We start from the raw sequence: 21,841 nt of genomic DNA on the forward strand, positions 1-21,841 counted from the left end.
CTGTCGTTGCAGAGCTTACAGGGGCGGAAGAGGAATGTCTCATGACACAGCTTATCATGAACGACAAGAGATTGGAGGCACTACAGGCTTATGCTCAAACAGCTTAGAGCTAAATCCGAAACTTGAGAACTTAAAAAAACAAGTCGGACGGTTTCGGACGGATACAGACAAACGAATCCTAAAAACAGGAGAAATCCAGCTCCCCTCATGTCCGTTTCTTCCCGTATTCCGTCGTTTCTTCCGCCAACCATCCCATCGATTTTACAGTGATGCTTTATCGCCCTCGCGGCGTTGCTTATCGCTGTTACAGTGACGCTTTATCGCTGTTACAGTGATGCTGTACTTCTGTTGCGGTGATGCTACACTGGGCAGTAATCTTTCCCCGAAAAGATACCTGTCAAATAAAGAAAATACCGTATATTTGTCTTTCGAAGAGAAACGAAAAATAATTTCTACGATGGAGCGGTATTTAATTATAAAAACAAGGGATGAGTTGTTGCGCATTAAGATTGGTCAGATCCTTTATTTTGAAGCAGATAGGAACTATACGAAACTGTTGCTGTCAAATGGCATCCAATTTACCTTCGCTATAAATATCGGGAAAATAGAAGAGATCTTAGAGAAGCAGGTCGTCGGTTGTAACAAGATATTAATGCGTGTCGGGAAAAGTCATATCATAAATAAAAACCATATCTTACAAATAAATCTACCTAAGCAGCGTTTGTTATTATTGACGGAAGAGGGTAAGCCTAAAGAGTTGGTAATATCCAAGGATCCGTTGAAAGTGCTGAAAGATAATCTTGAGAAGGAGATGGGAAAACCTCAAGAGGAAGACGAAAAGGGATAAGACCATGATTATAAAGATAGGAAAAGCGAAAGATAACGATTTTATCGCAAACGATCCTCATGTAAGCCGGCATCATGCCCGTTTGATACGCGAGGATGATGGTAACTTGTTGTTGGAGGATACGGGGTCTACTAACGGAACGTTCGTGAATGGAGCCCAGATCGTAAAGAAACGTGTTACTCCCACGGATCATATTCGGTTGGGGGATAGCTTTGTCTTAAACCTTTCCGAGGTGCTTAAATACAATAATGATTATAGCGATGAATTTGCTGCATTAAAAAAAGTCTACGATGATTATATTCAAGCAAAAGTTAAGATTCAATCCTCTAATCAGTTTAAGACCAGATTATTTCAATCCCTACCATTTGCTTTGCCCGGAGTAGTGGGTGTTGTGATAGGCTTCTTGGGGAAAGGTAGCCCGGAGTTGTTCGTTATCAGCCTTCTGATAACGGTTTGCGCGCCTACGGTGGGGATCTATCTAGGAGCCAAGCAGTCGGCCAAGATACCCCAGCAATTGCAGGATATCGCCAATCAATTTAAGATAGACTATGTTTGCCCGAAATGTGGGACATTCTTGGGTGAGATCCCTTGGGAATCATTGAAAAACCGAAAGCAATGCCCGGTTTCTTCCTGTAAGGCCAAATGGGCGAGCGAATGAGCCTTTCCTTTTCGTATAGTAAAACAGCCTCTTTTGTACATGAAACCCAAATGTTTGATTATAAGAGAGTATAACAAGTTTATTAATCCATTGCTTTTTGTACTTTTGTTCTCGGAATATTAATATAGTAGAAGCAAAGGTTATGCAAGAGGAGGAATATACATTCGTAACTTTAGACGGCAATGACGCCATGCCAGCGGATGCTGTCATAATAGACGTAGAAGGGGGAGGTGTCGACCTTGGCGACGCCATAGTTATAGACGATAGTAGTGTCGAGTCTTTCGATCACTCAGACTTCATAACCTTGGCGGACGATACGGTTATGCTTTCCGATACAGATATGATGGATCTGTACTCTACGGATATGGATGGCGCAGATATTTCGTTTATCGTATGATCGCGGTTAAATGTCCACATTGCCATGTAGGATTAAAGGTAGACGAGGGGAAGATTCCCCTCGGCATTACCTCCTTTAAGTGCCCGAAATGCAAGGAGCCTGTTCCTTTGTCCTTCTTATCCGAGAAAAGTAATCATCAGGAGGTCGATTCCGATACGGTTTTGGTGACACCCGTCAAGACTGGGATCGGCAGACTGACGGTTCTTCCGGACGCCGATACACCTGAACAAGCGTTTCCTCTTCACGAAGGAAAGGTTGTCATTGGCCGGAAGTCGAACGCCTCACAAGCTACGATGCCAATTATCACGTCTGATCGCACGATGAGTCGCGAGCATATTTGCATTGAGGTGAAAAAAGATTCAAAAGGTGGATATAAACATTTCCTTACCGACAATAATAGTAAAAACCATACGTTATACAATAACAATTACTTGGAGAATGACGAGGTGGTTGTGCTCAGTGATAATGATGAGATTATTATTGGTCGCACTGTCTTACGTTTTAATGAATAAAACTCATTTGTTATGATTATAACGATCGGTAAACCATGTGCTATCACGGAAAAAGGAGGCAGATCGGGTAACGAGGATTCTATTTATCCGCTTCCTGAACAAGTGACCCTCGACCAAAAATTGTTTCTGGTTTGTGATGGTGTGGGTGGAGCCGAGAAAGGAGAGGTCGCCAGTTCTTTAGTTTGCGAATCCATACAAACTTTCTTTTCTACATTCCTGAAGGACGATCCCACGCCTGAGTTTATCCATAAGGCCATACACTATGCCGAAGTCTGTTTCGATTCCTATGTCCAAGAGCATCCAGAAGCGACGGGTATGGCTACCACGCTCACTATGGCCTATATCGCTTCTTCCGGAGTTATAGTAGCTCATATCGGGGATAGCCGGATCTATCATCTGAGGAAGGGGAAGATTTTGTATCAGACAGAAGACCATTCGCTAGTAAATTCGTTGCTCAAGTTAGGTAAGATTACTTCGGAAGAGGCATTAACCCATCCCCAGCGAAATGTGATTATCCGGGCTATACAGGGTACTCATGCTCCGACAGAAGCGGACATTATCGCCTTGAACGATATTCAACCCGACGATTTCATCTTTCTTTGTACGGACGGGGTTCTTGAAAGAGTGAAGAATGAAAAGATCACCGAGATCTTTAACGGTCGTTTATCTGTTCCGGAAATAAAAGATGCCCTCATGGAAGCCTGTGACGGCAAGACCCGGGATAATTTTTCTTTTTATATCATACCTATTCAAAAAGTGGAAGATAGCATGGGTTTCAAGCAAAATATTCTCTCTTTTCTTTATTCTTTTGTATAAATAACGTACTTTTGGCAGGTTAAATGGAATTTTCAAGGTAATGAATCTGCCGGACGGACATCTTCTTCAAAACGGAAAATACGGGCTTACTCATGTGGTTGGTCAAGGTGGTTTTGGCATAACCTACAAAGGCGTTTGGTACACAGAGGTTAAAGGACCTCTAGGTACCGTGAAGACGGAGATTCCTATCTGTGTCAAGGAATATTTCTTCAAGGATTATTGTTATAGAGAACCCGGTTCTCAAGCCGTAAAAGTACATTCGGAGACGGGAAAGGTCTTGTTTAACAAGTTCAAGGAAAAATTGATCAAAGAGGCAAAGATCCTATCGGAAGTTCACCATCCTTATATCGTAAACGTGCTGGAAGTTTTCGAGGAAAACAATACGGCTTATATTGCCATGGAGTATATTTCTGGTTTCTCGCTGAAATATATGCTTGAGAAAAAAGGGATATTGCCCGAAGCTACGGTCCTTAAATATGTGCGGCAAATTGGGGAGGCATTACAATTTGTTCATGATAAGAGTATCTTGCATCTGGATATCAAGCCTAGCAATATCTTGATCGATAAGAACGGGAATGCCCGCTTGATCGATTTCGGAGTCAGCAAACGTTACGATATCGAGCAGGAGGAGACCAGCACTACGATGTTGACTCTTTCCAAAGGATTCGCATCCATAGAGCAATACGATAATGAAGGAACACAAGTGTTCTCGCCCCGTCCGGATATTTATTCTTTGGGAGCCACAATGTATAACCTGCTAACGGGAAAAATCCCTACGGAATCTATACTACGTGCCGCACGTCCTTTGCAAAACCCTTCTGAAATCAATGCGGCGATCAGCCCGAAAACAGAGGCTGTCATTATAAAAGCGATGCAAATCATTCCTGCAGACCGCTTTGAGACGGTGGGCGAGATGTTGGCGTCTTTGGATTTTTCTCAAGCGGAAAAGGAAGTTCAGATAGTTCCAGGCCCATCTCCGGAGATTGTGGATGGGGAAACGACGGTGCTCTATTCATCACCTGTAGATTCTAAATTAATTGGATCGGATGATGAGGAGACGGTTGTCAATGTAGCTAATAATCTATCTGCCGCGGATCCAATAGCAGAAAAGAATAATTCCAAAAAGAAAATAATTCCTATCGGAATCGCTATATTTGTCGTCATCGGATCCGCTACGGCCATTTTAGTGCACAGCAATAAGCCCACAAAAGAGGTTGTCGAGAGTGTTGATTTACCTTTATCGGTGGAATCGGATAGCAATGTCATAAAAGAAGTAGAAATGCCGGACCACCCGGTTCTACATACGGAACCGCCTGTCTCTGAGATAAAGGAATCGGAGAAACAAGAGCCTGAAGCGGAAGAGAAACAACCTACGGAAACAGAGCATACGATAGAAGAAATAGTTTTCCCGGATCGGCCATCTGAAAACGAGATGAATGAGAAATATAACTCTTTAATCGTCTCCGGTAAGGAAAAAATGGCCAAGGCTGATTATTCGGGAGCTAAGAAAGATTTGTCGGAGGCAAAGGATACGAAACTTACGGAAGAGGTAGTCCGGTTGATCATCGCTTGCGATGAGAAAGCCGAGGAGAAACGTATAGCGGACAAAAAGGCCCTGTATGAGGAAAAAATGGCTTTCGGAACGTATAAGATCGTACGCAAGAAGTCAAATAACAGATACGGGGCGATCGATTCGAAAGCCGAGGAGCGTATCCCTTGCAAATACCTAAGTGTCGGTATCGCAGATAACGGCCGGGCTTTCGAACGGGAAGACAATTTGTTTGATATTTATAATTCTGACGGATCATTGATTAGCGAAGGTCTGACTTATTATTGATTGTAGCATTATGAACAACTAAACATGTATTTACCTATTATATGAAAAGACTTTGGGTATTAATGATATGTGCGGTATTTCCCCTCGGACTGATGGCGCAACAGCGTACGGAATACAACCGTAAGGGAGACGAAGCGATGAAACGTCTTGATTATAGTGACGCTAAAATGTGGTACGAGGAAGGCATATCGCAATGCGACGCATACAGTATTAATCAGCTGACTACGATTTGGCTTTCCAACGAGCGAATGCGGCCTTCCATGCGTAGCCTGATGAATAAATGTTTAAACTGCCTGACGGTCAAAGCTACGGAAGATGATCCGGATGCCATCTCTAAATTAATTATTTATTATTCGGAAGGTATCGGGACTCCTAAAAGCGAGGAGTTGGCTACCTATTGGAAAGAACACCAAGAGATGTTGTTAAAGCCGGCGGAGCCGGAGGCTCAACCGGCAGATTCTGTGGCGGTATCCGCTAAGAAACGAATGAGGTTTTTTGCGGGATATTCGTACTCGATTGAATCTCCTTATGGAATCACGGTAGGAGGTATGGGACAACGCTTCGGTTGGTATGTCCGTTTCAAGACGAATATGTCTTTTATGAATTATACGGACGAATGTAATAACCAGGGGCAGATCATTAAGTTCTCTAATTCGGAAGGAGAATCTTATGAGCTTAATACAGGTAAATCCTCGAAGACAAATAGTATAGCCGGAACGGCCGGTTTAATTGTAAAATGCTTTCCGTGGTTATATGCCTCCGTTGGTTTGGGATATGGCGAGAGAGCTTTGCTACATCCGTTCATGACCCATTCCTACGAAAATTACGATAGTACGCGAGAGGTATGGTGCCGGAATATTGACTCCTCATACAGGGGAGTCGCTGCCGAGGTTGATTTGATGATGAAAATAACGAACGCTGTATTTATTAGCGTTGGATGCAATACGGTTAATTTTAAATACTTGGATCTAAACGCTGGCTTAGGTGTATTCTTTTAATATCGATTATTCATGAAACATATATACTCACTCTTTTCTATTTTATCCGCGGCTTTATTAATGACCGGATGCGTGAATGATCCGGATATAGATGGTGGCATTCGGAACGCTAAAAAACCTTCTGTCAAGACAGGCGAGGTGTTGAAGTCCACGGCTAGTTCCGTGACAGTATCGGGGGAGGTCTTGCAAGAAAACGGCGCTCCCGTGATAGAGGCCGGTTTTTGTTGGAGCACGGAATCTACCTTTACCATAACAGGGAAAAATAAAAAAGCCGTATCCGAGCGTAAAGTGAAATATGAGGCTACGATCGAGGGCTTGGTCAACGATCTGGATTACTATATCCGGGCCTATGCGATCAATGCGGTAGATACCGCTTATGGAGAGATTCTTCCTTTTAAAACGAAAGATGGACTAGGAAGCGTTAAGACCCTGTTGCCGATCGACGTGATGTCTACTACCGTTCAATGTGGAGGTGTGATAACCAAACAAGGGGAAGCCGAAATCGAGGAGAGAGGTGTCTGCTTAATGCTGAATCCGGAGCCTTCGGCATCCGACTCCACGATCCGCATAGACATGGAAGCCGATTCGTTCTATTGTACGATCTCCGGCTTAAAACCGGAAACTACCTATTACGTCAGAGCTTACGCGAAAAGTAAATATGGCGAGTATAACGGGGCGAAAGTCGAGACCTTTAAGACCACGAATGGTCGTCCTGTATTGGATGATAACAAATTCAAGAACATAGCGACAGCGTTTACCTATGCGGAGTTCTCCATGGAAATAATAAGCGAGGGAGATTCCCCGATCACGGCATGTGGTTTCTGCTTTAGTGCTGATAAATCACCGACAATAGAAAATGGGGATACGATTATTTGCGGAGCGGGTATCGGAGAATTTACCGGAAAAATCTATGATATGCAACAGCAGAAAGTGTATTATGTACGTGCCTATGCGACAAACGCTTTAGGTACTACCTATAGCGCTGGCGAAGGTATCCATACGATTCTGAAAAGCGAGTTACCTACGGTCAATACGAAGGAGGTGTCTGCCATTAAAAATGGCACCGCGTGGGTAGGAGGAGAGGTCTTGGCCGAAGGCGCCTCACCGGTTACTGAGGCCGGTGTATGTTGGGGTACTAGTCCCAGTCCGGCCTTGGATAATTGTGAAGGAGCGGTAGCCCTTTCTTCCGGCACACAAGCGTTTACGGGTACGATAAAGGAATTGAGAGGAGGCATGCGCTATTATTTGAGAGCTTACGCTAAAAATAAGAATGGCGTCGCTTACGGAGAGGAAGTTCATTTCCAAACTCCGGCCATATTCGGAACAGGGGTAAGGTTTGAAGGGGCTTTCCGGATACCGGGATCAACTTCTTTCTGTACCTTGGCTAATAGCACGGGATTCTTATTAGGCGGTGACACGGGTAGGGAATACACCGATGAGTTTTGGGGATACATAACCTCAAAGAAAGAGTGGTTGCCCTTAAGGTCTCAGCCTGAGAAATTATCAGGTCAAGCCTGTTTCAGCATCGGATTTGGCTTATGGACCTTTGGTGGCTTGGATAACACGGGAAAGGTATGTGACAGCTTATATGTATACTCCACATCCGACAATTCTTGGAGCGCGGTACAAACAGACCTGCAGCGGCCTAAAGGTATGTATCGGGCGACATGTTGCAGAATGGACGATCAAGCGTTCCTCATAGGTGGACGTAGAGGTAACGAACTAATCGATGAAGTCTGGACTTATGAGCCGAGTGCCTTCGTTTGGAGCAAGAAATCTAATTTCCCGGTTAAACAATACGGCGGAATATCCGTTGTTATAGGTGATCGTATATATGCCGGGCTAGGGATTATTAATAAGACGGATCCATCTTTAGAATATACGACACGATTTTGGTCTACGGACAAGGAGGCTGTAACTTGGGAAGAGGAGGCCCCGTTCCCTGGAAAGATGCTTTTATGTGCCATCGCTTATGGTAATTACGTCTATGGAGTAGATGGAGACGGTTATATTTGGCGCTATGATCCGGACTCTCGAAACTGGAGCCAGAAATCCCAATTACCGGCGGCTAACAGATCTGTCCATTGCATGTATGTCTTGGATAATTATATTTATATCGGTTTGGGCAATGCCTCTAACTCATTAATCAGTTACGATCCTACTTGGGATAATTAAAGATGAACTCAATTGCGTGTCGAAGAAAAATTCACGGAAATATGATATTATTTGAAAGAGATTCCGTATGTTTGCACAAATGACATTGCGGCGTTTTCCTTAAATATAGCATATAACCATGAACAAAGTAAAGACATTAGATGATCTCAAGAAAATGCGCGAATCCCTTCGTGCGTCTTTGGACCTGCGTGAAAAAAGCAACACCCCTGACCAACTCGTGCAAATTAAGGTCTCCATGGCCACTTGCGGTATAGCTGCCGGTGCCAAGGAGGTAATGAGTTATTTTATCGAGGTTTTAGACCGGCAGAAAATTGACGCGTTGGTAACTCAAACCGGATGCATGGGTTATTGTTACGCGGAACCGACTGTTGAAATCAAGCTTCCGGGTCAGGAGCCGTTGGTATTCGGTTATATCGATAAGGCAAAAGTTGAAGAAATCATAGACAAGTACATCCGTAAGGGTATCCTGGTAGACGGCATCATTCCTGTAACTTACACCACCATAAAACCCGAATAAGAAATTTAATATCTTACATAAATGACACGATACACGAATTATATATTGGTGTGCGGTGGCACAGGTTGCCGTGCATCACAAAGCGAGCAGATCATCGAGAATCTGAGAGCCGCCGTTGAGCGATACGGATTAGAGGATACACAAGTGATCCGTACCGGATGCTTCGGTTTCTGCGAGAAGGGTCCGGTGGTTAAGATGATCCCCGATAACACTTTTTACGTACAAGTCCAGCCATCGGACGCGGACGAGATCGTACGGGAGCATTTGGTAAAAGGCCGTAAAGTGGAACGGTTACTTTATGTGAACCCGGAAACGCATGAGTTGGTACCAGACTCCAAGCATATCGGATTCTATAAGAAACAGCTACGTATCGCCCTTCGGAATTGTGGCTTTATCAATCCGGAGAATATCGATGAGTATATCGCTCGCGACGGCTACGTAGCGTTGGGGAAAGCCCTGGTGGAAATGACTCCCGGGGAAGTGATCAAGGAGATCATGGATAGCGGCTTACGGGGGCGTGGGGGCGGCGGTTTCCCCACAGGCTTGAAATGGCAGATTACCCGTAAGGTACAGGCGCCTCAAAAATACGTGGTTTGTAATGCGGACGAGGGCGACCCGGGCGCTTTTATGGATCGCTCCATATTGGAGGGCGACCCGCATTCGATTGTGGAAGCTATGGCGATCAATGGATATTGTACGGGAGCCAGCAAAGGTTTGGTGTATATCCGTGCCGAATACCCGCTAGCCGTGGAACGTTTGAGAATCGCCATACGGCAGGCGAAAGAATATGGACTGCTGGGCGAGAATATATTCGGGACTGATTTCTCGTTCGACATCGAGATACGGTACGGCGCCGGAGCCTTTGTTTGTGGAGAGGAGACCGCTTTGATCCACAGCATGGAGGGTTTGAGAGGCGAGGCTACCGTAAAGCCGCCGTTCCCCAGTGAGCACGGGTACAAAGGTTGTCCGACCAATGTGAATAACGTGGAGACTTACGCGAATGTCCCGGTGATCTTGTTAAGAGGCGCCAAATGGTTCAGTAGTATCGGGACGGAGAAAAGTAAAGGAACAAAGGTTTTCGCCTTGGCTGGAAAAGTAAACAACGTGGGGCTGATCGAGGTCCCTATGGGTACGACTTTGCGCGAGGTTATCTTTGGGATCGGGGGAGGTATCAAGGATGGAAAGAGGTTCAAGGCTGTGCAAACCGGTGGCCCGTCAGGAGGTTGCTTGACCGAAAAGCATCTGGATCTTCCCATCGATTATGATAATTTGCTCGCCGCTGGCTCCATGATGGGTTCCGGAGGTATGATCGTCATGGATGAGGATGATTGCATGGTCGCCATGGCTAAGTTCTATCTGGACTTTACGGTCGAGGAGTCGTGCGGTAAATGCGCGCCGTGCCGTATCGGTAATAAACGCTTGCATGAGATCTTGCAGAAAATCACGGGTGGAAACGGAACCGAGGAGGATCTGACCCGTCTGCGGAATCTGGCGACAGTGATTAAGGATACCGCTTTATGCGGTTTGGGACAGACCTCCCCGAATCCGGTTTTATCTACGATGGATAATTTCTACGATGAATACCTGGCGCATGTCCGGGAGCGTCGCTGTCCGTCTCATCAATGCCGGGAACTGACCCAATATTTCATCAATCCGGAGAAATGTAAAGGATGTACGCTCTGTGCCCGCGTTTGTCCGGTCCACGCGATCACGGGAGAGCGGAAAATCCCTCATATCATCGATCCGCAAGCTTGTATCCGTTGCGGTACCTGCATGGAGAAGTGTAAGTTCGGAGCGATTTATGTCCACTAAATTCATTTACAATCATGGAAACAGTTAAATTAATCATAGATAACAAAGAGGTGGAAGTGCCGAGAGGAACCACCATTTTAGACGCGGCGAAAAGTGTAGGTATCCACATCCCGACACTCTGTTATATGAAACTGGAGGACTTGCATTATGAGAATAATCCGGGAGCTTGCCGCATTTGTGTCGTGGAGATCGAGGGACGTAGGAATCTGGCTCCATCCTGTAAGATGGAATGTACGGAGGGTATGGTCGTACGGACACATACCCCGCGGGTGATGAACGCCCGTAAGACGGTGATGGAGCTGATCCTGTCGAATCATCCGGCGGAGTGCCTGACATGCAGCAGCAACGGATATTGCGAGTTGCAGAAGATCGCGCACGACCTGGGAATCCGCGAGATCCGGTATAAGGGGGAGATGTCTACGTTTACGATAGACCGTTCCCCCTCCATTGTCCGGAACATGAACAAATGTATCATGTGCCGCCGCTGTGAGACCATGTGCAATACGATACAGACGGTTGGCGCCTTGACGGCCGTGCACCGCGGCTTTAACGCGGCCGTATCGACCGCTTTCGAGCGGGATATGGCCGGGAGTACGTGCTCGTATTGCGGACAGTGTGTATCGGTCTGCCCGGTTAACGCGCTTAGCGGACGTAATACGCAACAGCCGGTCTTGGACGCCTTGGCCGACCCCGCGAAAATCGTTATCGCGCAGACAGCGCCCGCGGTCCGCGCCGCGCTGGGGCGTGATTTCGGATACGAGCCGGGTACATTGGTCACCGGCAAGATGGTTTCGGCTTTGCGTCAGTTGGGTTTCGATTATGTATTCGACACGGACTTTGCCGCCGACCTGACCATTATGGAAGAGGGGACGGAGTTGTTACACCGCCTGGGGAGCTACCTGAATGGAGACAAAGCGGTGAGAATACCGCTGATGACGAGCTGTTGCCCGGGTTGGGTCAGCTTTGTGGAACAACATTACCCCGAGTTGCGGGATCATTTGTCTACGGCCAAGAGCCCGCAGCAAATGTTCGGGGCGATCGCCAAGAGTTATTTCGCCGAGAAGTTGGGAGTGAGCCGTAAGGATTTGGTGGTCGTGTCCATCATGCCCTGCCTGGCGAAGAAGTACGAGGCCAGCCGCCCGGAGTTTAGCGTGGAAGGCAATCCCGACGTGGATTATTCGATCTATACCCGCGAGCTGGCCCGTTTGATCCGTTACGCGAACATAGATTTCGAGGGACTGCCGGACGGTGAGTTCGATCGCCCGTTGGGTGAATCCACCGGGGCGGGCGTGATCTTCGGCACGACCGGAGGCGTTATCGAGGCCGCCTGCCGTACCGCTTATGAGTTATATACGAAGAAAAACCTGGATCAAGTGGATTTCGAGGAGTTACGCGGGCTGGAAGGTATTCGCAGCGCCACGATCGATTTTGACGGGACCCCGGTAAAGATCGGTATCGCCCATGGCCTGGGGAATGCCCGCAAGCTGATCGAGGAGGTGAGAAACGGCACCTCTCCCTATCACGCGATCGAGGTGATGGCTTGTCCGGGAGGTTGCATCGGCGGTGGCGGGCAGCCGTTCCACCGAGGCCGTATGGAGGTGCTTCGCCGGCGTGCCGCCGCCCTCTACCGGGAAGACGCGGACAAACCGCTTCGCAAGAGCCATGAGAATCCGTACATTCAGCGATTATACAGCGAGTACTTGGGAGAGCCCTGCGGGCCGAGAGCCCATGAATTACTGCATACCCATTACACCGATCGCAAGGAGGTGATCGGTATGGACACAGAAACCGAAAAAAGTAAATAAGCCATGAATGAGATACATTTGCCTAAGACAAAAGTAGAGGAGCTGCGCGCGATATGCGCCGAGCGCGACAACGATCCCGGGGAGTTGATCAATATCTTGCACGCCGCCCAAGGCCTGCTCGGATATCTGCCGGCGGAGGTCCAGCAGGTGATCGCCGCCGAGTTGAATATCCCGGTCTCGAGGGTATACGGCGTGGTTACCTTCTACTCATTCTTCACGATGACCCCCAAGGGGAAATACCCCATCTCGGTTTGCCTGGGAACGGCCTGTTACGTGCGCGGCGCGGAAAATGTCCTGGAAGAGGTGCAACGCCAGCTGGAGATCAAGGTGGGAGAGACCACGCCGGACGGTTTGTTCTCCTTGGATTGCCTGCGCTGCATCGGCGCTTGCGGGTTGGCTCCGGTGATCATGATCGGGGGAAAGGTCTACGGAAGGGTGACTCCCGAGAAGGTACGGGATATACTCTCCGAATACTATCTGAAAGAAGAGCGATAAGACACGGGCGGCCACACGTAAAACCGATGTGGCCGCCCGTATAAGATGACGCGGGTGGTCGTATAGTCTCAGAAACGGCTGATCGAGCCGCCGCCCCCGGAGCTTCCGCCTCCCCAGGAGCCGCCGCCACCGCCGCCAAACCCCCCGAAGCCACCGCCCCCCATGATGATGGGGCCGCCACCGCCTCGGTGCACGCGGTCGATGACGCGGTTCCGCTTCTCGGTATGCCCGCAACTCTTACAGCGGTATACCTCCTCGGCCAGGCCCTCCGAGAAGCGAGTCGCCGCCCGGATCACCCGCCGCCCCCTGTACGCGAAGCTCTTCTTCCCGCAGCGGGGGCATGCCCTCGGGCGATACCTCAAGTACGCGACAAACGCCGAGAAGCCAACCATCCCGACCAGGCCCGCCAGGAATATCCACATGAAATCATCCTCGGACGAGGAAGAGGCGCGGTCGCCGCCGGTCATACGCTCATAATCGCCGGACATCAAATGCCGGCTCACCGCCAGGACGCCTTTCAACAGGCCGGCGCTATAATCCCCGGCCTTCAGGTCGGGCATCATGTAGCGCTGCTGGATCCGGTAGCAGACCGCGTCGGGGAGGACGCCCTCGATACCGTATCCCGTCTCGAAAACGACCGAGCGCTGGGAAGGCTCCGTCACCAGCTGGATCAACAGGCCATTGTCCCTGTCCTTTTGCCCCAATCCCCAGTGCTTGAACAAATCCGTGGCGAACGTCCGGGCATCCCGATCCCCGATGCTGTTCACCGCGACGACGGCGACCTCGATACCGAGACTATCCTCCACCGCGTCCAGCAATTGATTGATACGCGCCGCGTCGTCCGGGGCGATGATGCCGTCCGGGTTACTGACATGGTTCGACCGGTCGGAAAGACGTACGTTCGGGATGGTCTCGACCGAATAATCCTTCGCCGCGCGAACAGAGGAGGCGAGGCCGACCAGCAACAAGCCGATCCACAAGAAAAGAGGTGCCGGGCGCGCGCGTCCGGCCCCCGTATGCGTTAGCTCACTCATTTTCGGCGAATGGCTTTCAGAATTCTACCTTAGGAGCCTTTTCCGCGCCGGACTCGGCGGTAAAATAGGCTTTCGACTGGAAGCCGAACATCCCGGACAACAGGTTGTTCGGGAACTGGCGGATATAGGTGTTATAAGACTGGGCGACCTCGTTAAACCGTTTACGCTCCACCGAGATCCGATTCTCGGTCCCCTCCAGTTGCGCCTGGAGCTCCATGAAGTTTTGATTCGCTTTCAAGTCCGGATAACGCTCCAGGACGAGCATCAAGCGGGAGAGGGCATTCCCCAGCTCGCCCTGCGCGGACTGGAATTTCCTCAAGGATTCCTCCGTGAGGTTGGCGGGGTCGATCGTGGTCTTCGTCGCCTCGGCGCGCGCGTTGACCACGCCCTCCAACGTCTCCCGCTCATGCGCGGCGTATCCCTTCACCGTATTTACCAGGTTCGGGATCAAATCCATACGGCGCTGGTATTGGTTCTCCACTTGGCTCCACGCGGTTTTCACGCCCTCGTCTTGAGTCACCATCGTGTTATACACGCCCTTCACCCAAAAAAACAATATCGCCGCGACAGCGACGACAATCCAAACGACTTTGTTCTTAAACATCTTTGCCTTCTGATTTTATTGATTATACATAACGGGGCAAAGTTAACAAAAAAAACGGATCGCGGAAAGGAGCGACGCCCCGGTTGGAAGCCGCCCGCGCCTTGATGTTATCCGAATACTAATCGGTATAACGTCCGATCGGTTTTCTGTTTACCCATTTTATATAGGCATAACGTCAAAGTGCTCTGACGTTATCCCGAAAATTATCCGGATAATAGAAGAGGCGATGGATGATAAGCGGATTACAATCGGGTAAACCTATTTCCCCTAAGAACGCGAGGAGAACGCGCGGGGCCTGGCCGCATAGATCCGCTCTATCTTCCCATAGAAAAAAACGATCGGCGAAATCGGGGGCTTTCACGGCGCGTGTACGCGATTTGTCCTATATTCGCGCTCGATAAATCTAAATAAATAATACAGTTATGCGTAAGACAATTAATGCGAAAATGCCGGCATTGCCGGTAGGACTCTGCGCCTTAGCCTTCGCGGTTACCTCGTGCGGCTCGTCCGGGTACAAGAAATTCGCCGACAACGAAGGGAAGCAAGTGGCCACCATCCTGCGGGAGAACGACTGCCTGGCCTGCCACGCCGAGAACGCGCCTCTTCCTTTTTACGGCAACCTGCCGCTGATCGGTCCCGCCGTACGGGCGGACCTGAGGGAGGCCGCCCGCTACGTGGACCTGACAGCCCTGGTGGAAGCCCTGGAGAACGGGCTGCCCGTCTCGGAAGTCGATCTGGCGAAAGTGGAGCATACGGCCTTGAGCGGCTCCATGCCCCCGGCCAAGTATTCCTACATGCCGATGCACTGGGGAACCGGCCTCGACGACAAGGAGAAAGCGGTGATCCTCTCGTGGGCGAAGGGGGTCCGTAAGGATCGCTTCGCGACCGAGACCGTGGCGGAGGCGTTCGAGAACGAGCCCCTCCAGCCTCTCATGAAGAGCCTGCCTACGGATCCGGCGAAGGTGGAGTTGGGCTTTGCCCTGTATCATGACACGCGTTTGTCCGCGGACCATACGATCTCCTGCGCCACCTGCCACGGGCTAAGCACAGGGGGTGTAGACCGGAAGCCATACTCGGAGGGCATCAACGGGCAGCTCGGCGGCGTCAACGCTCCGACCGTGTACAACGCGGCGCTTAATTTCGTCCAATTCTGGGACGGGCGCGCGGCCGACCTGAAAGAGCAAGCGGCCGGCCCGCCGTTGAACCCGGTGGAAATGGGTTACGCCTCATTCGACCCGATCTGCGAGGCGTTGGCGCTCGACAAGGATTTCACGAAGAAATTCATGGAGAGCTACCCGGAAGGTTACTCCCAGGCCACGATCACGGACGCCATCGCCGAGTTTGAGAAGACCCTGCTGACGCCGAGCCGTTTCGACAGCTACCTGATGGGCGATAAAAACGCGCTTACGGCGGAAGAATTAGAGGGATATCGGCTGTTCAAGGACAATAAATGCGCCACTTGCCACGTTGGTGTAAATGTCGGTGGTCAATCTTACGAGTTCATGGGTATCAAGAACAGCTATTTCGATTACCGCGGTACAGGGCTGACGGACGGTGATAACGGACGCTACGCCGTGACCGGGAAGGAGTCCGATCGTCATACGTTCAAAACCCCGACACTCCGTAACGTGACGCTGACCTATCCGTACCTGCACGACGGGACGGTGGCCTCCGTGGAGGACGCGGTCCGGATCATGCACGAGTTCCAGGCCGGAAAGGAGCCCCGGGACGCGGAAGTCGAGAAAATCGTTGTTTTTCTAAAGACTTTGAACGGAGAATATCAGGGGAAAATGCTTCAATAATCAATAAAAAAAGGTACATGTCCTTCCGCTTGTTCTACATATTGCTTATATTTGCCGCCGTTAAGTGTGGAGGAGGAATATGGGCGCAAGAGGAAGGACTTGCCTCGTATTACCATCATCGCTTTCACGGCAGGAAAACTTCCAGCGGAAGGATCCATAATGAGAAAGAACTGGTCGCCGCGCACCGTACGTATCCCTTTGGCACGTTCCTAAGAGTCACGAACCTGGAGAACATGAAAAGTGTCATCGTATGCGTGACGGACCGCGGGCCCCATTACAGGAAACGGATCATCGATGTATCGGCAAGCGCCGCCGAGCGATTGGATTTTATCGACAAAGGTATCACCAAGGTACGGTTAGAAGTCGTCCCCGGCCCCCTAGACCTCCGCTATCTGGACTTGATCTATCCGAAGATCCCCTATCTGGATATAGATCCCGTACGTCCGGATCCACCTTATCGGGTGAAATTCACGAAATAAACGGAATAGAATGAAGCAAGTACTTGTTACCGGGGGAGCCGGTTTTATCGGCTCTCATTTATGTGCCCGTCTTTTGGAGGAAGGGAATGACGTCATCTGCCTGGATAACTACTTTACGGGAAGTAAGGCGAACGTGATCCCGCTGCTGAGGAATCCACATTTCGAGTTGATCAGGCATGACGTCTCCAAGCCGTTCGTGGCGGAGGTCGATGAGATTTACAATCTGGCATGTCCCGCGTCTCCTGTCTATTATCAAATAGATCCGATACAAACGGTCAAGACATCCGTCTTGGGCGCGGTCAATATGCTAGGCCTGGCGAAACGTTTGGACGCGAAGATATTGCAAGCCTCTACCAGCGAGGTGTACGGCGATCCCAAGATACACCCGCAGCCGGAAAAATATTGGGGAAATGTCAACCCGATAGGGCCTCGCTCCTGTTACGACGAGGGCAAGCGTTGCGCCGAGACCCTATTCATGGATTACCACCGCCAAAACAAGGTCCGCGTGAAAATCGTCCGCGTCTTCAACACGTACGGGCCTCACATGGGTACGAACGACGGCCGCGTCGTCTCCAATTTCATTATACAGGCATTACAGGACAAGGACCTGACGATTTATGGGGATGGCAACCAGACGCGCAGCTTCCAATACGTGGACGATCTGATCGAGGGGATGGTTCGCATGATGAATACCCCGGATGATTTTACCGGCCCGGTGAATATCGGGAATCCGGGAGAGTTCTCGATAAACGAGCTGGCCCGGATCGTGATCCGTCTGACAAACTCCTCCTCCCGGATCGTATACCGTCCGTTGCCGGGAGACGATCCCAAGCAGCGCAGGCCCGACATTACGTTGGCCAGAGAGCGTCTGGGCGGGTGGGAGCCTACGATTTGCCTGGAGGAGGGATTGAAGAAAACCATCGCGTACTTTCGATCGCTCTGATGAATCCTGAAAAAAGCGCCGCTCAGGATCCCGGGCGGCGCTCCCAACGGAAAAGAGGCGCTACTTGCAATCTCGCAAATCCTTACTCAGCCGCATCGCGCAGAAATTAGGACCGCACATCGTGCAATACTCCCCATCCGTCACGGCGCTCTCCTTGTAATATTGCAATGCCCTTTCCGGGTCCAGGGACAAGTTGAACTGGTCTTTCCAGCGGAAATCGAAGCGAGCCTTGCTCAACGCGTTATCGCGTACCTGGGCACCGGGATGCCCTTTCGCCAAGTCGGCGGCATGTGCCGCGATCTTATAGGCGACCACCCCGGCGCGCACATCTTCCTTGTTCGGCAATCCCAAATGTTCCTTCGGCGTGACATAGCAGATCATGGCCGTCCCGTGCCAAGCGATTTGCGCGGCGCCGATGGCCGACGTGATGTGATCGTATCCGGGCGCGATATCGGTCGTCAACGGGCCCAGCGTATAGAACGGGGCTCCGTGGCAGGCATACTGTTGCTCCTTCATATTGTCATGGATCTTGTTCAGGGGGACATGGCCCGGACCCTCGATGATCACCTGCACGAATTGCGACCAGGCGATGCGTGCCAATTCTCCCATGGTGTGAAGCTCGGCGAATTGCGCCGCGTCGTTCGCGTCGTAGATAGAACCGGGGCGGAGCCCGTCTCCGATAGAGACCGTCACGTCGTAGGCCCCCAGTATCTCGCAGATCTCGGCGAAATGCGTGTAGAGGAAGTTCTCCTCGCCATGAAGCTGCATCCATTTGGCCATGATCGATCCGCCTCTGGAGACAATCCCCGTCAGGCGATTCGCCGCCAGCTCCACATAGCGGCGCAACAAACCCGCATGGATCGTGAAATAATCCACGCCCTGTTCCGCCTGCTCGATCAACGTATCCCGATAGATCTCCCACGAAAGATCCTCTACCTTGCCATTCACCTTCTCCAAGGCTTGGTAAATAGGCACCGTGCCCATCGGGACCGGACAGTTGCGGATGATCCACTCGCGCGTCTCATGGATATGGTCGCCGGTAGAGAGATCCATCAACGTATCGCCGCCCCACTTACAACTCCAGATCGCCTTCTCGATCTCCTCGTCGATACCGGAGGAGAGGGCGGAGTTGCCGATATTGGTATTGATCTTCACCAAGAACTTCTTGCCGATAATCATCGGCTCGGCTTCCGGGTGATTGATATTCGCCGGGATGACCGCGCGACCGGCGGCGACCTCCTTGCGGACGAACTCCGGCGTGATATACGACTTCAGCCCCAGCGCCTCGATCTGCTGGTTCTCGCGAATCGCCACGTACTCCATATCCGGCGTGACGACGCGCCTCTTCGCGTAATACATCTGGGTGATGATCCTCCCCGCTTTCGCCCGGAAAGGCAAGTGCCGCTTTGGGAAACGCAGCGAATCCAGACGCGCGTCCGCCAAGCGCTCGCGGGCATAAGCGGAGGACAGTTCCGGCAATTGAACCACATCTTTACGCTTGGCATACCACTCCTCGCGTATACGGGGAATCCCGTTGGCGATATCGATCAGTATCCTGGGGTCGGAGTAGGGGCCGCTCGTATCGTAAACGATTACCGGGTTGTTCTTCCGGAAGATCCGCTCGCCATGCTCATCCAAGCTTACCGTGTCCAGCAATTTAATCTTACGCATGCCTACCCGGATATTATTCATCTCGCCCGGTACATAAATCTTTTCCGAGGAGGGATAGGAAATTCGCATATTCTTCTTATTAGCCATATATATTTAGTTTAGTTTAGTACGTATTGATTTCCGCTATAAACCGGCGGGTCTCCTCCGCGGGATCGGGGGCGTTGACAATCGCGCCCGAGACGGCGATCCCGGTTATGCCCGTCTCCATCAAAGGGCCTACATCTTCCCGCGTGATGCCCCCTATCGCGAAGATAGGAATATCCATGCCGGCCTCTCTGCATTGAGCGATTATCGTGCGATAACCCTCCAGGCCCAACAGGGGACTTAAGTTTTTTTTGGTATCCGTGAAACGATACGGTCCCAATCCGATATACGAGGCGCCCCGGTCTACGGCCTGCCGGATATCCTCGAAGGTATTCGCCGTGGCCCCGATATAGAAGGGGACGTCGGGGGCTAACCGTTCTCCCAGCACCTCCCAGGCGATGTCCAGGGGCATATCCTTCTTACCCAGATGGCAAGCCGTGGCGCCACCCGTCACGGCGGCCTCCAGATCATCGTTTACGCAAAGATCCACGATCCGCCCGCATTCCTCCGCGCAGATGGCGGCGCATTTACGTACGGTATCGACACAGAGCCCCTCCTTCACGCGCAACTGTATCCACGAGCATCCTCCCCGGATCGCCATGCGTACCTGGTCGCATTCCGTATACGCGGGCGTACGACGCGTTATAAACATCAAGCGGTTCTTCCCGCCAAAAGGAGGGCGTAGTCCGACGGTTCTCCGACCGGCTCTTCCCTTCCCGTCATATCCGAAATAATCAGTTAAAGCCATACTTGTAATTGTTTGAATTGTTTGATGAGTCGATCCGCGGCAAGCCGGGAGGGATCGTTTCCCCAAAGCCACCCGAGAACGGCGACACCGCCGAAGGGGATATCTTTCAATCGCGTGATCGTGCGCGGGCTGATTCCTCCCAAGGCGATCACCTTATCATCGATGATGCCCTTCGTACCTCGCAATCCGTCCGGGGAGAACCCGCCGCCATATCCCTCCTTGGATATACTTGGGAAGATCGGGCTGAGGAACACATAGTCGCACACCGGTTTATACCGGACAATCTCTTCCAGGCTGTGGCAAGAACGACTGATACCTCCTTTATAGAGGGGGGGGGCTTCCGGGTTCCTCCGGTTCAGGTGGACGCCTCCCAAAGCCCTTTCCTCGGCCAGGTCGAACCAGTCATGAAGAACGATCCTGTCGTAATAAGCCGGGGAGATTTTATCCAACAAACCCTCCAGTTCGTCACGCTCGCAATCTGGTTTGCGTAGATGCAAGCGAGACATTCCCTCCGCGAACAGACATTCGATCAAAGCGGCTTCCTCCGCGAAAAAACAGGGGGTGGTAATTACGACCAGCTTATTCATGATGGCATCGGATTTTATGAAGGACCGCGGGCGAGAAAAAGTGGTTTACGGGTCCGCTCCCTTTTCCCATACATACATTTGCTCCGTGAATGAGCGCGTTGTTGATATATTCCTTGGCCAACCGTACGGCTCCCGTCAAGGGATGGCCGAGCGCCATATAAGCGGCGATGGCAGACGATAGCGTACAACCCGTTCCATGGGTATTAGAGGTCTCCACGGTTGGCGAAACCAGACAAACCGGAGCCGCTTCACCGATAAACAGCCGATCCACCGTCTCTGCTCCGGGGATGTGCCCTCCTTTGACCAAGATGGCGTTACATCCTTTTTCCCGCAATTCCCGGGCGGCAAGCAAGAGATCCGCCTCGTTCTTGATTTTTATGCCGGAAAGATATTCCGTCTCTGGAATATTCGGGGTAAGTAACGTCGCTTTCGGGAATAACTCATCGATGATGACCCGGATGGCGTCATCCTCCAACAGTTTACTCCCGCTCGTGGATATCATCACCGGATCTAAAATGATAGGGGTTCGCCGGAAGGAGGGCAGACTCTCGGATACGACCTTTACGGCATCCTTGTTGTGCAGCATTCCTATCTTGAGGGCATCTACGGTGAAATCCGCCAAAACCGCTTCGATTTGTCCTCTTAAGATATCGGGAGAGATTGCTTGGATTCCTCGTACGCCCTGTGTGTTCTGAGCGGTTACTGCCGTTATCGCCGAGGCTCCGAAAACACCCAGCGAGGAAAAAGTCTTAATATCCGCTTGTATCCCGGCACCGCCGCCACTGTCGGATCCGGCGATCGTTAAAGCTACCGGATAACGGTACGTTTCATTTTTATTCATCTGACATTCGTTTTTCTTACGGCGGCATTACCCGCATCAAGTAGTAAGGGTATGATCTCAGCCCATAGAGTATGGCACCCCTTCGATGGCGCGAACTTAGTGAAAAAAAACGATATTCAGATATTCCCGGCTTTTAAACGATCATTTTAACGCGCTAGCCCTACACGTGCGGGGTGGCA

Annotated in this window: 21 protein-coding genes and 1 riboswitch; of the genes, 15 read left to right on the forward strand and 6 right to left on the reverse strand. The window is 50.8% G+C overall.

Going from position 1 to position 21,841, the window contains the following annotated elements:
- The first annotated feature begins 457 nt into the window (after window positions 1-457).
- The 12 genes from G7Y39_RS10000 to G7Y39_RS10055 all read left to right on the forward strand — a co-directional run bounded on the left by G7Y39_RS10000 (window position 458) and on the right by G7Y39_RS10055 (window position 12,869).
- Complete coding sequence (locus G7Y39_RS10000; RefSeq protein ID WP_165157343.1) at window positions 458-847, forward strand: LytTR family DNA-binding domain-containing protein; 390 nt, start codon at window positions 458-460, stop codon at window positions 845-847.
- Between the two features lie 4 nt (window positions 848-851).
- Complete coding sequence (locus tag G7Y39_RS10005; protein ID WP_165157344.1) at window positions 852-1,505, forward strand: FHA domain-containing protein; 654 nt, start codon at window positions 852-854, stop codon at window positions 1,503-1,505.
- Between the two features lie 142 nt (window positions 1,506-1,647).
- Window positions 1,648-1,902 (forward strand): hypothetical protein, encoded by a 255-nt coding sequence (locus G7Y39_RS10010; protein WP_165157345.1) that lies wholly within the window; start codon window positions 1,648-1,650, stop codon window positions 1,900-1,902.
- Window positions 1,899-2,414: an FHA domain-containing protein gene (locus tag G7Y39_RS10015; protein ID WP_165157346.1), complete on the forward strand. Its 516-nt coding sequence runs from the start codon at window positions 1,899-1,901 to the stop codon at window positions 2,412-2,414. The genes G7Y39_RS10010 and G7Y39_RS10015 overlap by 4 nt, the downstream gene beginning before the upstream one ends.
- 12 nt (window positions 2,415-2,426) lie before the next feature.
- Window positions 2,427-3,230, forward strand: coding sequence for a PP2C family serine/threonine-protein phosphatase (locus tag G7Y39_RS10020; protein ID WP_165157347.1), 804 nt, complete (start codon window positions 2,427-2,429; stop codon window positions 3,228-3,230).
- 40 nt (window positions 3,231-3,270) lie between these two features.
- Window positions 3,271-5,067 carry a serine/threonine-protein kinase gene (locus G7Y39_RS10025; protein WP_165157348.1) on the forward strand — a complete coding sequence of 599 codons (1,797 nt, stop codon included), beginning with the start codon at window positions 3,271-3,273 and terminating at the stop codon, window positions 5,065-5,067.
- A gap of 41 nt (window positions 5,068-5,108) precedes the next feature.
- A complete protein-coding gene (locus G7Y39_RS10030) occupies window positions 5,109-6,065 on the forward strand; it encodes a hypothetical protein (protein ID WP_165157349.1) in 957 nt (318 codons plus the stop codon).
- A gap of 12 nt (window positions 6,066-6,077) precedes the next feature.
- Window positions 6,078-8,240: a kelch repeat-containing protein gene (locus tag G7Y39_RS10035; RefSeq protein WP_165157350.1), complete on the forward strand. Its 2,163-nt coding sequence runs from the start codon at window positions 6,078-6,080 to the stop codon at window positions 8,238-8,240.
- 118 nt (window positions 8,241-8,358) lie between these two features.
- Window positions 8,359-8,757 carry a ferredoxin gene (locus tag G7Y39_RS10040; protein WP_165157351.1) on the forward strand — a complete coding sequence of 133 codons (399 nt, stop codon included), beginning with the start codon at window positions 8,359-8,361 and terminating at the stop codon, window positions 8,755-8,757.
- A 21-nt stretch (window positions 8,758-8,778) separates the two neighbouring features.
- A complete protein-coding gene (locus tag G7Y39_RS10045; protein WP_165157352.1) occupies window positions 8,779-10,569 on the forward strand; it encodes an NADH-quinone oxidoreductase subunit NuoF in 1,791 nt (596 codons plus the stop codon).
- A gap of 14 nt (window positions 10,570-10,583) precedes the next feature.
- Window positions 10,584-12,374: an NADH-dependent [FeFe] hydrogenase, group A6 gene (locus G7Y39_RS10050; RefSeq protein WP_165157353.1), complete on the forward strand. Its 1,791-nt coding sequence runs from the start codon at window positions 10,584-10,586 to the stop codon at window positions 12,372-12,374.
- Between the two features lie 3 nt (window positions 12,375-12,377).
- Window positions 12,378-12,869, forward strand: a complete 492-nt coding sequence (locus G7Y39_RS10055; protein ID WP_165157354.1) for an NAD(P)H-dependent oxidoreductase subunit E — start codon at window positions 12,378-12,380, stop codon at window positions 12,867-12,869.
- A gap of 68 nt (window positions 12,870-12,937) precedes the next feature.
- Here the strand turns inward: G7Y39_RS10055 and G7Y39_RS10060 are convergent, their stop codons facing one another.
- Together G7Y39_RS10060 and G7Y39_RS10065 are read right to left on the reverse strand one after the other, a co-directional pair.
- The gene (locus tag G7Y39_RS10060) at window positions 12,938-13,903 is read right to left on the reverse strand and encodes a YgcG family protein (RefSeq protein WP_165157355.1); all 966 of its coding nucleotides are present in this window, start codon (window positions 13,901-13,903) and stop codon (window positions 12,938-12,940) included.
- Window positions 13,904-13,919: 16 nt separating this feature from the next.
- The gene (locus G7Y39_RS10065; protein ID WP_165157356.1) at window positions 13,920-14,507 is read right to left on the reverse strand and encodes a LemA family protein; all 588 of its coding nucleotides are present in this window, start codon (window positions 14,505-14,507) and stop codon (window positions 13,920-13,922) included.
- A 422-nt stretch (window positions 14,508-14,929) separates the two neighbouring features.
- On the opposite strand from G7Y39_RS10065, the gene G7Y39_RS10070 reads away from it, so the two are divergent.
- The 3 genes from G7Y39_RS10070 to G7Y39_RS10080 are packed head-to-tail and all read left to right on the forward strand — an operon-like array spanning window position 14,930 to window position 17,731.
- Window positions 14,930-16,309: a cytochrome c peroxidase gene (locus G7Y39_RS10070; RefSeq protein ID WP_165157357.1), complete on the forward strand. Its 1,380-nt coding sequence runs from the start codon at window positions 14,930-14,932 to the stop codon at window positions 16,307-16,309.
- 17 nt (window positions 16,310-16,326) lie between these two features.
- Complete coding sequence (locus tag G7Y39_RS10075) at window positions 16,327-16,788, forward strand: septal ring lytic transglycosylase RlpA family protein (protein ID WP_165157358.1); 462 nt, start codon at window positions 16,327-16,329, stop codon at window positions 16,786-16,788.
- Window positions 16,789-16,798: 10 nt separating this feature from the next.
- Entirely contained in the window at window positions 16,799-17,731 is a 933-nt protein-coding gene (locus G7Y39_RS10080) for a UDP-glucuronic acid decarboxylase family protein (protein WP_165157359.1), read from the forward strand.
- Window positions 17,732-17,791: 60 nt separating this feature from the next.
- On the opposite strand, the gene thiC is transcribed toward G7Y39_RS10080, so the two are convergent.
- The 4 genes from thiC to thiD form a co-directional block, all read right to left on the reverse strand.
- Window positions 17,792-19,489, reverse strand: coding sequence for a phosphomethylpyrimidine synthase ThiC (gene thiC, locus G7Y39_RS10085; RefSeq protein ID WP_165157360.1), 1,698 nt, complete (start codon window positions 19,487-19,489; stop codon window positions 17,792-17,794).
- Window positions 19,490-19,505: 16 nt separating this feature from the next.
- Window positions 19,506-20,234 (reverse strand): thiamine phosphate synthase, encoded by a 729-nt coding sequence (locus tag G7Y39_RS10090; protein WP_165157361.1) that lies wholly within the window; start codon window positions 20,232-20,234, stop codon window positions 19,506-19,508.
- Window positions 20,225-20,821 carry a thiamine phosphate synthase gene (locus G7Y39_RS10095; protein ID WP_165157362.1) on the reverse strand — a complete coding sequence of 199 codons (597 nt, stop codon included), beginning with the start codon at window positions 20,819-20,821 and terminating at the stop codon, window positions 20,225-20,227. The genes G7Y39_RS10090 and G7Y39_RS10095 overlap by 10 nt, the downstream gene beginning before the upstream one ends.
- Window positions 20,814-21,662, reverse strand: coding sequence for a bifunctional hydroxymethylpyrimidine kinase/phosphomethylpyrimidine kinase (gene thiD / locus G7Y39_RS10100; RefSeq protein WP_165157363.1), 849 nt, complete (start codon window positions 21,660-21,662; stop codon window positions 20,814-20,816). The genes G7Y39_RS10095 and thiD overlap by 8 nt, the downstream gene beginning before the upstream one ends.
- Window positions 21,657-21,754: riboswitch (TPP riboswitch) on the reverse strand. (Overlaps the previous gene by 6 nt.)
- Window positions 21,755-21,841: the final 87 nt, after the last annotated feature.

The sequence above is a fragment of the Parabacteroides sp. ZJ-118 genome, from assembly GCF_011038785.1.
Lineage (GTDB): Bacteria > Bacteroidota > Bacteroidia > Bacteroidales > Tannerellaceae > Parabacteroides.